Source organism: Microbacterium fluminis (assembly GCF_051549805.1).
Classification (GTDB): domain Bacteria; phylum Actinomycetota; class Actinomycetes; order Actinomycetales; family Microbacteriaceae; genus Microbacterium.
The window spans coordinates 1509592-1523079 of sequence record NZ_CP196042.1; the positions used below are offsets into that span (position 1 = coordinate 1509592).

Consider the following 13488-nt stretch of genomic DNA (forward strand, 5'->3'; position numbering starts at 1 on the left):
CCCGGAGTGCGGGCGGAAGGTGTTCCTCACTGGCTTCATGAATGGGCACAAGGTCTGCGCCGAGTGCGCAGGAGCTCCCGTGACGATGGCATGCCCGGGATGCGGGACGATCGAAGAGGTGCGCAAGCACCGGCTATGCGTAGAGTGCCGGCGACCTATCGCCATCCAGCAACTGCTTGCTGACGACAGCGGAGAGATCCGCCCCGAGCTGCACCCGCTCGCGGAGTATCTGGTGACGCACCACGGCAGTGCGATCTCCCTCGAGCGGTGGCTGTACAAGAGCCGCTGTGCGGTCGTCCTCCGTGAGCTCGCCGATGGCACGCTGCCCCTCACCGCGGACGCGATCATGACCAGAGCGCACGCCGGCCAGTCCGTGGCATTCCTGCTCTCGCTCCTCATCCGCTCAGGCGTGCTGCCCGATTTCGACATCCAAGCGGCGAGGTTCGAGCACTGGTTCCAACGGTGGCTTCCGACCGTCCCCCATCCCGAGGACCGGCTCCTCCTACGGCGGTACTGCACCTGGGAGCTGCTGCCGTCGGGCAGATCACTCAGGGGCAGACCAGCTACGGCCGTCCGATCCGGCTCCACCTATCAGAAGGTGCGTGCGGCGCTGAAGCGGTGCGCGGCCCTCCTGCAGCAGATCCGCGCGAGCGGCGAAACGCTGACGACATACCCGCAGCGATCTCTCGACGGCTTCCTCACCGGTTCGCCCTCACAACGGGATGCCCTCGCGCCGTTCACCCGGTGGCTGCGACGGCACCGCCTGAGCCGCCTCCGGGTCGAGTTCCGCAGCCATCGCCTCGAAGGGCGCGACTACGCCGCCGACCATCGGTGGACGATGGCACGCGCGTTCATCACGCGAGACGACATGGATCCCGTGACGCGAGTCAGCGGATTGCTCGTCCTGTTCTACGGGCTCCACCTGACCCGCATCGCAGCGATCACCCGCGCACAAGTCGATACGACCGCGCGCCCCATGACGCTGACGGTCGGAACTGAACCGATCGAGCTGCCCGAAGTCCTCGCCGAAGCAATGGTCCAGCTGCTCGACGGCAACCGCTCCGACACTTGGCTCTTCCCGGGCAGGAACCCGGGCCGACCGACCACCCCCGGGCCGCTCAGCCGTCGACTCCGTCAAGAAGGACTCCTCGCCGGCAGCGCTCGTGTCACCGCGCTGATGGACCTCACCCGACAACTGCATCCTCGAATCGTGTCCGACCTGCTCGGCATCACGGCGTCATCAGCTGCCGCCTGGGCACGCCTCTCCGGGGGCGAATGGTCCGACTATCCCGCGCTGCGCTCAACCTCGACCTGAGCACCAATGGCCTCCCGCTACGCTTGCGCCTCCAGTGGGACTGCCTGAATTATCGGACAGACCCCCGGGCTTGGCTACAGATAGCGGCAGACCTGATCCGAGCTGCACGTGTCGGGCTCGACGTGCTCGGCCTGGTCGCGGAGCCCGGCGAGGGTGTCGCGCAGGTCGTGGAGCTGCCTGAGCTGCTGGTCGATATCGGTGAGGCGTGCGTCGAGGAGGTCGCGGACGTGGCTGCAGGGCGCTTGGCCGTGGTCGCGGATGTGGAGGATCTGCTGGATCTGGGCGAGGGTGAGTCCAGCGGCTTGGCCGCGGTGGATGAAGTCGATTCGGGCGATGGTCTCGGCGGTGTAGTTGCGGTAGCCGCTGGGCGTGCGCCCGGCCGGCGGCAGGAGCCCCTGGTCCTCGTAGAACCGCAACGTCTTCGCCGTGGTGCCGGCCGCGTCGGCGAGCTCTCCGATCCGCATTCCCCGCCCCCCCTTTTCGCTGGTCGCAAATTTCGTGCTTGACCTTCCCCTGTGGTGGAAGGTTCATGATGAGTGTATCAGCGGGATGTTCCAAGATGTCCAGGGAGGAATAAGGATGCCATCGAGGTTTGATCTGGCCGTGATTGGGTCGGGTGGCGCGGCATTCGCCGCGGCGATCCGCGCCACCACACTGGGAAAGTCGGTGGTGATGATCGAGCGCGGCACGTTGGGCGGCACGTGCGTGAACACGGGGTGCGTTCCGTCCAAGGCGCTGCTCGCGGCCGCCGAGGCCCGCCACGTGGCCGCGGATGCGGGCTCCCGGTTCCCGGGGATCGCCGCCACCGCTGGCCCGGTAGACATGCACGGGCTGGTGGGTGGCAAGCAGGACCTGGTCGAGGCGATGCGGAGTGAGAAGTACATCGACGTGGCAGAAGCCTACGGCTGGCCGGTCCGCCAGGGCGAGGCGGCGTTCGCCGGCACGCCGGATGCGTCGGTCCTCGAGGTCACCGCCGCGGACGGCACCGTCGAAACCATCGAGGCCGCCCACTACCTCATCGCCACAGGCTCCCGCCCGTGGGCTCCTGCCATCGAGGGGCTGGACGGCGTCGACTTTCTCACCTCGACGTCGGCGATGGAGCTGTCCGAGGTGCCTGACTCGCTGCTGGTGCTCGGCGGGGGCTATGTGGCGCTGGAGATGGCACAGTTGTTCGCCCGGCTCGGCTCGAAGGTGACTCTGCTGGTGAGGTCCCGGCTGGCGTCGAAGGAGGAGCCGGAAGTCTCCAAGGCGTTGCAGGAAATCTTCGCCGACGAGGGCATCCGAGTGGTCCGCCGCGCCATCCCCACCCGCGTCACCCGCGACCCGGGCACCGGCCAGATCGTCGCCGCGGCCGAGGTCTCGGGCGGCGTGCAGGAGTTCCGTGCCGACGAGATCCTCGTCGCGCTCGGCCGCGCCCCGGTCACCGACGGGCTCAACCTCGAGACCGTGCAAGTGAAGACCGGCGCGGCCGGAGAGGTCGTGGTCACCGACCAGTTGCAGTCCTCCAACCCTCGCGTCTGGGCGGCTGGGGATGTCACCGGGCACCCCGAGTTCGTCTACGTCGCAGCCCGGCACGGCACGTTGGTCGCCGAGAACGCCTTCACTGACGCCAGCACGTCGGTCGACTACACGCGGATGCCGCGGGTCACATTCACGAGCCCTGCCGTCGGCGCGGTCGGGATGACCGAGAAGGAGGTCATCGCGGCCGGGATCCGCTGCGACTGCCGTGTCCTGCCACTGGAGTACGTGCCCCGCGCGCTGGTGAACCGGGACACCCGCGGGTTCATCAAGATGGTCGCCAACGCGGACACCGGCGAGATCCTCGGCCTGACCGCGGTCGCCAAGGACGCCGGCGAACTCGCCGCCGCAGGTGTCCACATCCTCGGCAAGACCATCACCGAGGTTGCCGACGCGTGGGCCCCGTACCTGACCACGGCCGAAGGCATCCGGATCGTAGCCAAGGCCTTCACCACCGATGTGTCGATGCTGTCCTGCTGCGCCTGACCGCGCGCCAGACAGCGGATCCACCCCATCAGAAACTGGAGCCTCGCCCGCTCCTCGATCGGCCCGCCCGGGTCGAATCGATCTCCCCGGCCAGCGGCGACACGATCCGCGTCACCGTCGACTCGACCGCCGGTGTCACTAGCGTGGAACCGGCGACCGCGGTGGTGTCCTTGGTCAGCCCCGAGGCCATGCACTCGATTCGCTCCTCGTTCTGCAACCAGGTCCACTACTTCGCTTCCCGCGAGGACGCCGCCGGATGGCTCACGGAACACCCGATGGCCCAAATCCTCACGGTCGCCGATGCCTTCGAGGTTGGCAGCACCCTGATCACCGAGATGCTCGAGCGCCCCCGGACCGGTGCCGACGAACTGTCTGGAAGCTGCTGCGGTCCCGAGACCTGCTGCTGAGACGGCACCACGAGAGGACAGAACACCAATGCCTCCCAACCAGGACGACCAGCGAGGCGGCCGTGGCCTGCTCCTTGGGGCCGTCGCCGCACTGCTCGTGGTCGGCTGCTGCGCCCTCCTTCCACTTCTCGTCGTCGGAGGCACGATCACAGGGATCGGCACCCTCCTCCGCAACCCGTGGGTGATCACGGGCGGTGCCGCACTCCTGATCCTCGCGGTGGTTGCAAGCATCGTGATGACAGCGCGTGCCAGGCGACACCGCCGCGAAAACGACCCCGACTGCTGCCCGCCCCTTCGCCCGACCATAACGAAGACAGACCCGAGGCGAAGGGAAACCGGAACCAAATGATCATGGCCATTAGACCCCGGCATACGGCCCGCCCGATAGGCCCCTAGCTGTACTTCCCCGGGAGGTTGTGAACGGGTGAGGTAGGCGAAGACCTCCGGGCAGGATGTGGGTTACCACACTCGCATCCTGACCACGGAGGTCTTCGTGTCTCACGCTAACGCGCCTTTGACGCCGGAAGGGCGTCGTCGTCTTGCTGTCCTCGTCGTGGATCGGGGCTGGTCGTTGCGGCGGGCAGCGGAACGGTTCCAGTGCTCGCCCGCGACGGCGAAACGGTGGGTCGACCGGTATCGGGCCGGGCTGCCGTTGACGGACCGCAGCTTCAGGCCGCAGACCTCGCCGAACCGGCTCCCGCGGAAGACGGAGCGGAGGATCGTGTCGTTGCGGTTCACCCGCCGGTGGGGTCCGCACCGGATCGCGTATCACCTGGGCCTTGCCCGCTCGACGGTCGGCCGGGTGCTGGCCAGGTATGGGATGCCGAAGCTCGTGAACATCGATCAGGCCACCGGGCTGCCAGTCCGCAAGCCGACGCCGAAGCGGTACGAGGTCGCAAGACCGGGCCAGCTGATCCACGTCGATATCAAGAAGCAGGGCCGGATCCCTGATGGCGGCGGCTGGCGCGCCTTCGGCCGCGGATCGGCGCAGGACCGTGCCGCGGGATCCGTCCGTGACAAGGCCGCACGGTCAGGAGCGGCCGGCTCCCGCGGCTACCGGTATCTGCACCACGCCGTCGACGACAACTCGAGAGTCGCGTACTCGGAGATCCTCGACGACGAACGCAAGGAGACCGCGGCAGGGTTCTGGACCCGCGCGAACGCGTTCTTCGCGAGCCTCGGAGTCACGGTCACCGCCGTGATGACAGACAACGGCGCGTGCTACCGGTCACACGCGTTCGCGGACGCGCTCGGCGACGGTGTGAAGCACAAGTGGACAAAGCCGTATCGGCCGCAGACCAACGGGAAGGTCGAACGCTTCAACCGCACCCTCGCCGCCGAATGGGCCTACGCCAAGCCCTACGCCAGCGAAGCAGAGCGAGCCGCGGCATACGAGACCTGGCTGCATCACTACAATCACCACAGACCCCACACCGGGATCGGCGGCCAGACCCCCTCAGCCCGCGTTCACAACGTCACGGGGAAGTACACCTAGCCAGCAGGCAAGTCGCCGATCAACGCGCGCGAACTCTGATGTGAAATCTAAAGGTCATCCGCATGGTCCCGGATCAAGCCGTCACGCGGCGGCGACGTCCTGCGCGGTCACGTGCTTGCCTTCCGCGTCGACGCGGCGCGCAGGCCGTTGAGGATCACGATCACCTCGGCGATCTCGTGCACCAGCACCACCGCCGCAAGCCCCAGGACGCCAAAGAGGGCGAGCGGGAGCAGGGCGGTGATGATCAGCAGCGACAGGATGATGTTCTGGTTGATGATGTGCCGCCCCCGACGGGCATGGGCGAACGCGCGCGGGAGAAGCCGCAGATCGTGACCGGTGAAGGCCACGTCGGCCGACTCGATCGCGGCGTCGGAGCCCGTCGCGCCCATCGCGATCCCGATGTCCGCGGCGGCCAGCGCAGGGGCGTCGTTGATGCCGTCGCCGATCATCGCGACCGGCCCCTTCGCACCGAGCTCTGCGATCGCGGCGGCCTTGTCTTCGGGGCGCAGCTCGGCGCGGACGTCATCGATCCCTGCATGCGCAGCGAGGGCGCGGGCGGTGCGGGCGTTGTCGCCGGTGAGCATGGTCACCCCGATGCCCTGGGTCGCGAGGGTGCGGACCACTTCAGGGACCTCGGGGCGCAGCTCGTCGCGGACGCCGATCGCGGCGACCGGGACGCCGCCGCGGTGGACGATCACGACTGTCATGCCCTGCTCCTCCAGCCCCGCGACGCGGTCGCCGAGGGTCCCGGCGTCGAGCCAGCGCGGGCTGCCGACGGTGATCCGCGCGCCGGCGAGCTCGCCCTCGATGCCGTGCCCGGCCTGCTCGGTCACGCCCTCCGCCGCAGGGGCATCCGGCGCTGCGGCGGTGATCGCGGCGGCGAGGGGGTGGGTGCTGTGCTGCTCCAGAGCGGCCGCCCACGCCAGCGCCTCCGCCTCGCTCACACCGTCCACGGTGAGGACGGCGGTGACGGCGGGCTCGTTGCGGGTGAGGGTGCCGGTCTTGTCGACGGCGACGTGGCGGATCACGCCGAACCGCTCGAACGCGGCACCGGACTTGATGATCACGCCGAACTTGCTCGCCGAGCCGATCGCCGCGACCACGGTCAGCGGCACGGAGATCGCCAGTGCGCAGGGCGATGCCGCGACCAGCACGACGAGTGCGCGGGTGATCCACAGCTCCGGGTCGCCGAGCAGCGAGCCGATGATCGCGACCAGGGCGGCGAGGATCAGCACGCCCGGGACGAGAGGGCGGGCGATGCGGTCGGCGAGGCGGGCGCGGTCGCCCTTCTCCGCCTGAGCCTTCTCCACGAGGTCGACGATCGTGGTCAGTGAGTTGTCGGTGCCTGCCGCGGTCGTTTCGACCTCCAGTGCCCCGGCGGTGTTGATTGCGCCGGCGGAGACGGCATCGCCGGGTTCGACCTCGACCGGGATCGACTCCCCGGTGATCGCGGACGTGTCCAGGCTGGAACGTCCCGTGCGGACGACGCCGTCGGTCGCGATCCGCTCACCCGGCCGCACCAACATCAGCTGCCCGACAGCCAGATCCTTCGCGGCGACCTCGACCGAGACGCCGTCGCGGCGGATGGTGGCGGTCTCCGGGACGAGCTTGAGCAGTGCCCGCAGCCCGCCGCGGGCACGGTCCATCGCCTTGTCCTCCAGCGCCTCGGCGATCGAGTACAGGAATGCCAGCGCTGCGGCCTCCTCGACGTAGCCGAGGATCACCGCGCCGACCGCGCTGATGGTCATCAGCAGCCCGATGCCGAGCTTGCCCTTGAAGAGGTTCCGGATCGCGCCCGGCGTGAACGTCGACGCGCCCAGCAGCAGGCCGATCCAGAACAGCACCAGCGCAGGGATCTCCATCCCGGACCACTCCAGCGCCAGACCGGTGAGGAACGCCACACCGGAGAAGACCGGGACCATGATCCCGCGGTCCCGCCACCAGGGGCGCTCCGCCTCCTCGGCCTCTTCGCCGACTGCGGTCTCAGGCTCGTCGTGCTCGCAGCCGCACGCCGCGCTCACGCGCCCGCTCCCGTCCCGCAGCAGCCCGGCACCGTGCACGAAGCGTCCATGCAGGGCGCGTGCTCGTCCACCGCGAGCGTCACGTCCACCAGCGCGGTCAGCGCCGCCGCGAGGTGCGGGTCCGCGATCTCGTAGCGCGTCTGCCGCCCTTCCGGCTCGGCGACCACGATGCCGCAGTCGCGCAGGCAGGTCAGGTGGTTCGAGACGTTCGAGCGGGTCAGCTCCAGCTCACGCGAGAGCACCGCCGGGTAGCTGGGGCCGTCGAGCAGGGTCATCAGTATCCGGGAGCGCGTCGGGTCCGCCATGGCCCGGCCGAGCCGGTTCATGACGTCGAGACGTGGAGCAATGGTCAGCATGCACTGATCATACAGTGTTGACTGAACTAATCCCAGGATGAATAGTGCACCCTGCGACATTCGGCCCTACCAGTAACCCCGCGGGCGCGCAGCAGCAGCCCGGCGTTTTCGAGCGCGCCGAGGACGCGGACGATGCTGGTGGTGTTGCAGGACACCACCCGGGTCAGGTCCCGGCCGAGCGCGGTGGCGTAGTTGGCCTGGGCGACGAAGGAGTGCCCGGTGGTCGAGTGCGCTTCCCCGCCCTGCACGATCACCTTTACTCCCGCCGCCTGGTAGCGGGGCAGGTTTCCGGCGGCGACGTGCTTGGGGGTCGTATCGACGATCACGTCGCTCTGCGCGAGGAGATCGTCGAGGGTTCCCTCGGGGCGGATGCCGGTGTCCACCATGCCGCTGTGCGCGTCGGGGGTGGCGGCGAATACGGGCAGCCGCGGGACGGCGGATTGTATTCGCCAGTCGGTGACGATGTCCGCGACGCCCACCAGGTGCATGTCGGGTTGGGCGTGGACGGCGTCGGCGACCCTCTTGCCGATCACTCCGTACCCGTTGACGCCGACTCTGATCCTGTCCATCTTCGTCTCCTTTCGTGGTGTTCTTGAGCCGTGCGCGGGTCAGGGGCGGGGTCGGCGGCGCCGCAGCGTCCACAGCAGATAGCTGCCGAGGGCGCCGATCGTGCCGGTCCCGGCGCCGATCAGGACGCCTTCCCGGGAGCGCCATTTCGTGTTCCCGCCGACGAGGGTGCCGATCCCGCTGATCAGCGCGGCGGCGATCATTCCCGCGACGACACGGTTGCCGACGCGTTCGGCGCGCCCGACGAGAGGTTCCAGCTCCGTCGCGCGCAGGTGCACCTCGAACCCGCCGTCTTCGAGGAGATGCCGGAGCCGGCTCAGGGTGGCGGGCAGCTCGGTGAGCAGTGCCCCGGTGTCGGCTCCCGCGCGCGCCCATCGCCGGGCCAGAGCCGGCAGGGACAGCTGGGCGCGGGTGAGCTGCTCAGCGTAGGGCTGCAGGGCGTCGAGCATCTGGAAGTCCGGATCCAGCCGCGCCGCGGTCCCTTCGGCCATCATCAGCACTTTGAACAGCAGCGCCGTCTCCTGCGGAAGGTGCAGCTGGTGCTGCTGCAGGATGCCGAGCAGCTGCTGGAGCATGATTGCGAGGCTGATCTCCGACAGCGAACGGCCCCGGTAGCGGGCCGTGAACGCGGTGATCGCCTGCCGCAGCCCTGCCCGGTCGACGACGTCGGCGGTCCGGGAGAGTTCTATCAGGGCGGTGGTGAGGGTGTCCGGGTCGTCGCGGGTGAAGGCGAGCACGATGCCGGCGAGGCCGTCCGTGGTCTGTTCGGTGAGCTCCCCGACCATCCCGAAGTCGATCAGCGCGAGCGCGCCGTCGGGCTGCACGAACATGTTCCCGGGATGGGGGTCGGCATGGAAGAACCGGTTGTCGAACACCATCGTGAGCACGATGTCGGCACCCAGCCGCGCGAGTGCGACCCGGTCGATGCCGGCGGCGTCCAGGCCCTCCAGGTCGTCGATCCGCACCCCGCTCATCCGCTCCAGGGTCAGCACGCGCGAGGTCGTGGTCTCCCCGTGCACGCGGGGAATCCGCACCCGCGCCGCGTGGGCGAACTCCTGCGCGAACCGTTCGGCGTTGCGGGCCTCCTGCAGGTAGTCCAGCTCGGCACGCAGCGTGCGGGAGAACTCCTCCACCAGCCCGGGCAGGTCGTACTGCCGGATGGCATCCCAGCGCCGGTCGGCGCGGTCGGCGAGGTTGCGGAGAATGTCCAGGTCTTCATGCACCTGCGCGACCACGCCGGGCCGGCGCACCTTCACGACGACCTCGGTGCCGTCGTGAAGAGTTGCCGCGTACGCCTGCCCGATGGACGCCGCCGCCAGCGGCACCGGGTCGAACTGGGCGAACACGTGCTCTGGGTCGGCGCCGAGCTCTTCACGGAGCACGTCCCGAATGCCCTCCCACGGTGCCGCGGCGACGTCGTCCTGCAGTTTGGCGAACTCGGCGACCCATGCCGCGGGGAGCAGATCGTGCCGGGTGGAGAGGATCTGGCCCAGTTTCACGAACGTCGGCCCGAGCTCCTCCAACGCGACCCGCACATGCTCGGGGTTCGTGTAGGGGTCCTCCTGCCGGGCGTGTCCGAGGGCGCCGCGGTGGAACGGCACCAAGCCGCCCAGGCCCAGCACGCCGGCCAGGACGCCGAGTCCGTGCCGGCGCAGCACGGCCCCGATCTGCCGGTACCGGCTACTCCCCGCGCCCATCAGCTCACGCCCCTCTCGGCTGGAGTGCCGGCCGATGCTCGTTCGAGGATGAAGTCGACGCGCGCGTCGGGGGCGAGTGCGGGGACGGTGACGACGGGAAAGCCCAGCTCCTGGTACACCAGCCCGAGCAGGTCGTGGATGCGCCGCTGCGCGGCGGGGTCCTCGGTGCGCGCGTAGTCGGACGCCAGCGGGAGCAGGTCAAGCAGGAACACCGTCGCGTACCGGGCGCCGGCTAGCGCGCCCAGCAGGGCGGTGCCGGGGGCGAGGCCGAGGAAGCGGTAGTAGGCGAGCGAGTCCGGCAGAGCACGGTCCAGGAACACGGTCTGTTGCGGGTCGAGGGAGCGTTCCTGCTCGATCTGCATGTCGACGACGGCGCGCTGGAACTCGCTCTGCCGTGCCCGCACCTCCGCGGTGCTGCGCCCGGTGATCCGTTGCAGGTCGATGTAGTGGCGGGCGTGCTCGATTGTGGTCGTGTACCCGCGGCCCCGCAGCAGGTTGACCGTGGTGGTCTTGCCCGAGCTGGGACCGCCCGTCACGACGTGCCAACGGGTGGTCTGTGCGGGCCGCGGCTCCTGGATGCCGGTCATGACCTCACCCTACACCCTGTACCCCTACAGGGTATGGTAGATTGTGGGTGGAGGTGCGAGATGGCACACGGGTATGTGGACAACAAGCCGGCGCTGCTGGCGCGGCTGAGCCGCGCGGAGGGTCAGGTGCGCGGGATCGCGCGGATGATCGACGAGGACGTGTACTGCATCGACGTGCTGACCCAGGTGTCGGCGGCGACGAAGGCGCTGGAGTCCGTCGCGCTGTCGCTGCTGGAAGACCACCTCGCGCATTGCGTCGCGCAGGCGACCGCCGAAGGCGGCCCGCTCGCGGAGGAGAAGCTCCGCGAGGCGAACGCCGCGATCGCGCGCCTCGTGCGCTCCTAACGTCGTCCCCACTCACATCGTTCAACGCTCTTGAAGGGAGCACATCATGACCGGACAGGGATTCCAGGACCTCGGCCTGCAGGCGACCAGCACCGGCGGTGGCTGCGCCTGTTGCAGCCCCACCTCCCACGCCACGGCAGCCACCGACACCGGCGCGCCGGCGCAGCAGACGGCGGCGGGTGAGACCGTGTCGGCGCAGTTCCTGGTGGAGGGGATGACCTGCGCGCACTGCGTGCGTAGCGTCACCGAGGAGGTCTCCGCGATCGACGGTGTCTCCGACGTCGCGGTCGATCTGCACGCCGGTGGCGTGTCCACGGTGACGGTGTCCAGCGCGACGCCGGTGGATGCGGAGCGGGTGCGGGCGGCGGTGGAGGAGGCCGGGTACAGCCTCGCCGCAGCCTCATGAGCACGCTGGACGTCGATCTCGACATCACCGGGATGACCTGCGCGTCGTGCGCGACGCGGGTCGAGCGGAAGCTGAACAAGCTGCCCGGGGTGGAGGCGACGGTCAACTTCGCCACCGAGAAGGCCCGCGTGCACTCGGAGGCCCCGGTGCCGGTGGAGGAGCTGATCGCGGCGGTCGAGCAGGCGGGGTACGGAGCGAGCCTCCCAGCCCCGCCTGTGCCCGACACGGCTGAGCAGACCATCCCGCGGGACGATGAGCTGGCGTCGCTGCGGCAGCGGCTGATCGTCTCGGCGGTGCTGGCGGTGCCGGTCGCGGTGCTGTCGATGATCCCCGCCCTGCAGTTCACCTACTGGCAGTGGCTCACGCTCACCCTGGCCGCGCCGGTGGTGGTGTGGGGGGCGTGGCCGTTCCACCGCGCCGCGGCGATCAATGCCCGGCACGGGGCGGCGACGATGGACACTCTGATCAGCGTCGGGGTGCTGGCCGCGTTCGGCTGGTCGCTGTACGCGCTGTTCTTCGGCGGTGCGGGGATGCCGGGAATGCGGATGAGCGTCACCTTCGTCGGCACCCCGCAGGCCGGTGGCCACGAGGTGTACCTGGAGGTCGCCGCGCTGGTGACCGTGTTCATCCTCCTCGGCCGCTACCTCGAGGTTCGTGCCAAGCGGCAGTCCGGCGAGGCCCTGCGCGCCCTGCTGGAGCTCGGCGCCAAGGACGCAGTGATCCTCCGCGAAGGCACTGAGCAGCGCGTCCCCGTCGCACAGCTCGTTCCGGGTGATGTCGTGGTGGTGCGGCCGGGTGAGAGGATCCCCGCCGACGGCCTCGTCACCGAGGGAATGTCCGCGGTGGACGAGTCGATGCTGACCGGCGAGTCCGTGCCGGTCGAAGTCGCCCCCGGCTCCCGCGTGGTCGGCGCGACTGTGAACACCGGCGGGCGCCTGCTCGTGCAGATCACCCGCGTCGGCGCCGACACCGAGCTGGCCCGGATGGCGCGGCTGGTCGAGGAGGCGCAGACCGGCAAGGCCCAGGTGCAGCGCCTCGCCGACCGGGTGTCGGCCGTCTTCGTCCCCATCGTCATCGTCCTCGCCCTGGCCGCGTTCGCCGGGTGGCTGATCGCGGGGGCGCCCTTGGAGGTCGCCTTCACCGCCGCGGTGACCACCCTGATCATCGCCTGCCCGTGCGCGCTGGGGCTGGCGACGCCGACCGCTCTGCTGGTCGGCACCGGCCGCGGCGCCCAGCTGGGCATCCTCATCCGCGGACCCCAGGTGCTCGAGCAGACCCGCCGCATCGACACCGTCGTGCTCGACAAGACCGGCACCATCACCGCCGGCACCATGACCGTCACCGGCATCCACCCCGCTCCCGGCACCGATGAGGCGGAGCTGATCCGGTTCGCCGCGGCGCTCGAGCACGGCTCCGAGCACCCCATCGGCCGCGCCATCACCGCCGCAGCCGACGGCCCGACGGATGCCGTGGAGTCATTCGCCGCCGAGGCCGGTCAAGGCGTGCAGGGCATCGTCGACGGCCGCCTGGTCGCCGCCGGCCGCGCCTCCTGGATCACCACCCAATGGGCGCTCCCCATCCCCGCCGAGCTCGCCGCGACCATCGCGGCGGACGAGGCGGCGGGGGCGACGGTGACGGTGGTGGCGTGGGACGGGCAGGTGCGCGGGGCGATCAGCGTCGCCGACACCATCAAACCCACCAGCCGTGAGGCGGTCGCACGGCTCCGGGAGCTCGGGTTGACCCCGATCCTGCTCACCGGCGACAACCCCGGCGCCGCCCGCGCGATCGCCAACCAGGCCGGGATCGAGGACGTCCGCGCCGGGGTCACCCCGCAGGGCAAGCTCGACACCATCCGCGACCTGCAGGCCGCGGGCCGGGTGGTCGCGATGGTCGGCGACGGCGTCAACGACGCCGCAGCCCTCGCCGCCGCCGACCTCGGGATCGCGATGGGCACCGGCACCGACGCGGCCATCACCGCCGCGGACCTGACCATCGTCTCCGGCGACCTGATGCTGGTCCCGGACGCGATCCGGCTGGCCCGCCGCACCCTGGGCACGATCAAGGGGAACCTGTTCTGGGCGTTCGCGTACAACGTCGCCGCGATCCCGGTCGCGATGCTCGCCCTGCTCAACCCCATCCTCGCCGCCGCGGCAATGGCGTTCAGCAGCGTGTTCGTCGTCACCAACAGCCTCCGCCTGCGCCGCTTCCGCCCCCTGCCCACCCCGACCCGTGCCGGCGCCCCCGCCACCCGAGAGCCCGCGCCCGTCCAGGCCTAACCATCGCTCGAG

At 69.9% G+C, this 13488-nt stretch carries 13 protein-coding genes; 7 read left to right on the forward strand and 6 right to left on the reverse strand.

Annotated features, from left to right (window positions below):
• Positions 1–85: 85 nt before the first annotated feature.
• On the forward strand, positions 86–1315 hold the full coding sequence (locus ACSJDX_RS07135; RefSeq protein ID WP_438354947.1) for a hypothetical protein: 1230 nt from the start codon (positions 86–88) through the stop codon (positions 1313–1315).
• Positions 1316–1389: 74 nt separating this feature from the next.
• On the opposite strand, the gene ACSJDX_RS07140 is transcribed toward ACSJDX_RS07135, so the two are convergent.
• Positions 1390–1779, reverse strand: coding sequence for a heavy metal-responsive transcriptional regulator (locus ACSJDX_RS07140; RefSeq protein ID WP_017828519.1), 390 nt, complete (start codon positions 1777–1779; stop codon positions 1390–1392).
• Positions 1780–1894: 115 nt separating this feature from the next.
• On the opposite strand from ACSJDX_RS07140, the gene merA reads away from it, so the two are divergent.
• From merA to ACSJDX_RS07155, 3 genes are all read left to right on the forward strand, one after another.
• Complete coding sequence (gene merA / locus ACSJDX_RS07145) at positions 1895–3319, forward strand: mercury(II) reductase (protein ID WP_036286088.1); 1425 nt, start codon at positions 1895–1897, stop codon at positions 3317–3319.
• Positions 3229–3726: an organomercurial lyase gene (merB, locus tag ACSJDX_RS07150; protein ID WP_025104814.1), complete on the forward strand. Its 498-nt coding sequence runs from the start codon at positions 3229–3231 to the stop codon at positions 3724–3726. The genes merA and merB overlap by 91 nt, the downstream gene beginning before the upstream one ends.
• 493 nt (positions 3727–4219) lie before the next feature.
• Positions 4220–5221: an IS481 family transposase gene (locus ACSJDX_RS07155; protein ID WP_204948058.1), complete on the forward strand. Its 1002-nt coding sequence runs from the start codon at positions 4220–4222 to the stop codon at positions 5219–5221.
• Between the two features lie 107 nt (positions 5222–5328).
• Here ACSJDX_RS07155 and ACSJDX_RS07160 read toward each other — a convergent pair whose 3' ends face one another.
• From ACSJDX_RS07160 to ACSJDX_RS07180, 5 genes are read right to left on the reverse strand one after another with little or no spacing between them, the layout of a single operon-like run.
• Complete coding sequence (locus ACSJDX_RS07160; protein WP_174524677.1) at positions 5329–7242, reverse strand: heavy metal translocating P-type ATPase; 1914 nt, start codon at positions 7240–7242, stop codon at positions 5329–5331.
• Positions 7239–7598, reverse strand: a complete 360-nt coding sequence (gene cmtR, locus ACSJDX_RS07165; protein ID WP_060960787.1) for a Cd(II)/Pb(II)-sensing metalloregulatory transcriptional regulator CmtR — start codon at positions 7596–7598, stop codon at positions 7239–7241. Before cmtR ends, ACSJDX_RS07160 begins: the two co-directional genes overlap by 4 nt.
• 26 nt (positions 7599–7624) lie before the next feature.
• Positions 7625–8167, reverse strand: coding sequence for a type II glyceraldehyde-3-phosphate dehydrogenase (locus ACSJDX_RS07170; RefSeq protein WP_081767967.1), 543 nt, complete (start codon positions 8165–8167; stop codon positions 7625–7627).
• A gap of 39 nt (positions 8168–8206) precedes the next feature.
• Entirely contained in the window at positions 8207–9862 is a 1656-nt protein-coding gene (locus ACSJDX_RS07175) for an ABC1 kinase family protein (protein ID WP_036286080.1), read from the reverse strand.
• The gene (locus ACSJDX_RS07180; protein WP_036286077.1) at positions 9862–10449 is read right to left on the reverse strand and encodes an AAA family ATPase; all 588 of its coding nucleotides are present in this window, start codon (positions 10447–10449) and stop codon (positions 9862–9864) included. Before ACSJDX_RS07180 ends, ACSJDX_RS07175 begins: the two co-directional genes overlap by 1 nt.
• Positions 10450–10509: 60 nt before the next feature.
• Here ACSJDX_RS07180 and ACSJDX_RS07185 point away from each other — a divergent pair, with 60 nt between their 5' ends.
• From ACSJDX_RS07185 to ACSJDX_RS07195, 3 genes are read left to right on the forward strand one after another with little or no spacing between them, the layout of a single operon-like run.
• Positions 10510–10794 carry a metal-sensitive transcriptional regulator gene (locus ACSJDX_RS07185; protein WP_005049572.1) on the forward strand — a complete coding sequence of 95 codons (285 nt, stop codon included), beginning with the start codon at positions 10510–10512 and terminating at the stop codon, positions 10792–10794.
• A 46-nt stretch (positions 10795–10840) separates the two neighbouring features.
• Positions 10841–11200, forward strand: coding sequence for a heavy-metal-associated domain-containing protein (locus ACSJDX_RS07190; RefSeq protein ID WP_051498747.1), 360 nt, complete (start codon positions 10841–10843; stop codon positions 11198–11200).
• Positions 11197–13476, forward strand: coding sequence for a heavy metal translocating P-type ATPase (locus ACSJDX_RS07195; protein WP_438354838.1), 2280 nt, complete (start codon positions 11197–11199; stop codon positions 13474–13476). Before ACSJDX_RS07190 ends, ACSJDX_RS07195 begins: the two co-directional genes overlap by 4 nt.
• The last annotated feature ends 12 nt before the right edge of the window (positions 13477–13488 follow it).

Coding starts and splice junctions, on each gene's coding strand:
- ACSJDX_RS07180 (WP_036286077.1), bottom strand. CDS start 10,449: ATGACCGGCATCCAGGAGCCGCGGCCCGCACAGACCACCCGTTGGCAC.
- ACSJDX_RS07195 (WP_438354838.1), top strand. CDS start 11,197: ATGAGCACGCTGGACGTCGATCTCGACATCACCGGGATGACCTGCGCG.
- ACSJDX_RS07190 (WP_051498747.1), top strand. CDS start 10,841: ATGACCGGACAGGGATTCCAGGACCTCGGCCTGCAGGCGACCAGCACC.
- ACSJDX_RS07185 (WP_005049572.1), top strand. CDS start 10,510: ATGGCACACGGGTATGTGGACAACAAGCCGGCGCTGCTGGCGCGGCTG.
- merA (WP_036286088.1), top strand. CDS start 1,895: ATGCCATCGAGGTTTGATCTGGCCGTGATTGGGTCGGGTGGCGCGGCA.
- ACSJDX_RS07175 (WP_036286080.1), bottom strand. CDS start 9,862: ATGGGCGCGGGGAGTAGCCGGTACCGGCAGATCGGGGCCGTGCTGCGC.
- ACSJDX_RS07140 (WP_017828519.1), bottom strand. CDS start 1,779: ATGCGGATCGGAGAGCTCGCCGACGCGGCCGGCACCACGGCGAAGACG.
- ACSJDX_RS07170 (WP_081767967.1), bottom strand. CDS start 8,167: ATGGACAGGATCAGAGTCGGCGTCAACGGGTACGGAGTGATCGGCAAG.
- cmtR (WP_060960787.1), bottom strand. CDS start 7,598: ATGCTGACCATTGCTCCACGTCTCGACGTCATGAACCGGCTCGGCCGG.
- ACSJDX_RS07135 (WP_438354947.1), top strand. CDS start 86: ATGGCATGCCCGGGATGCGGGACGATCGAAGAGGTGCGCAAGCACCGG.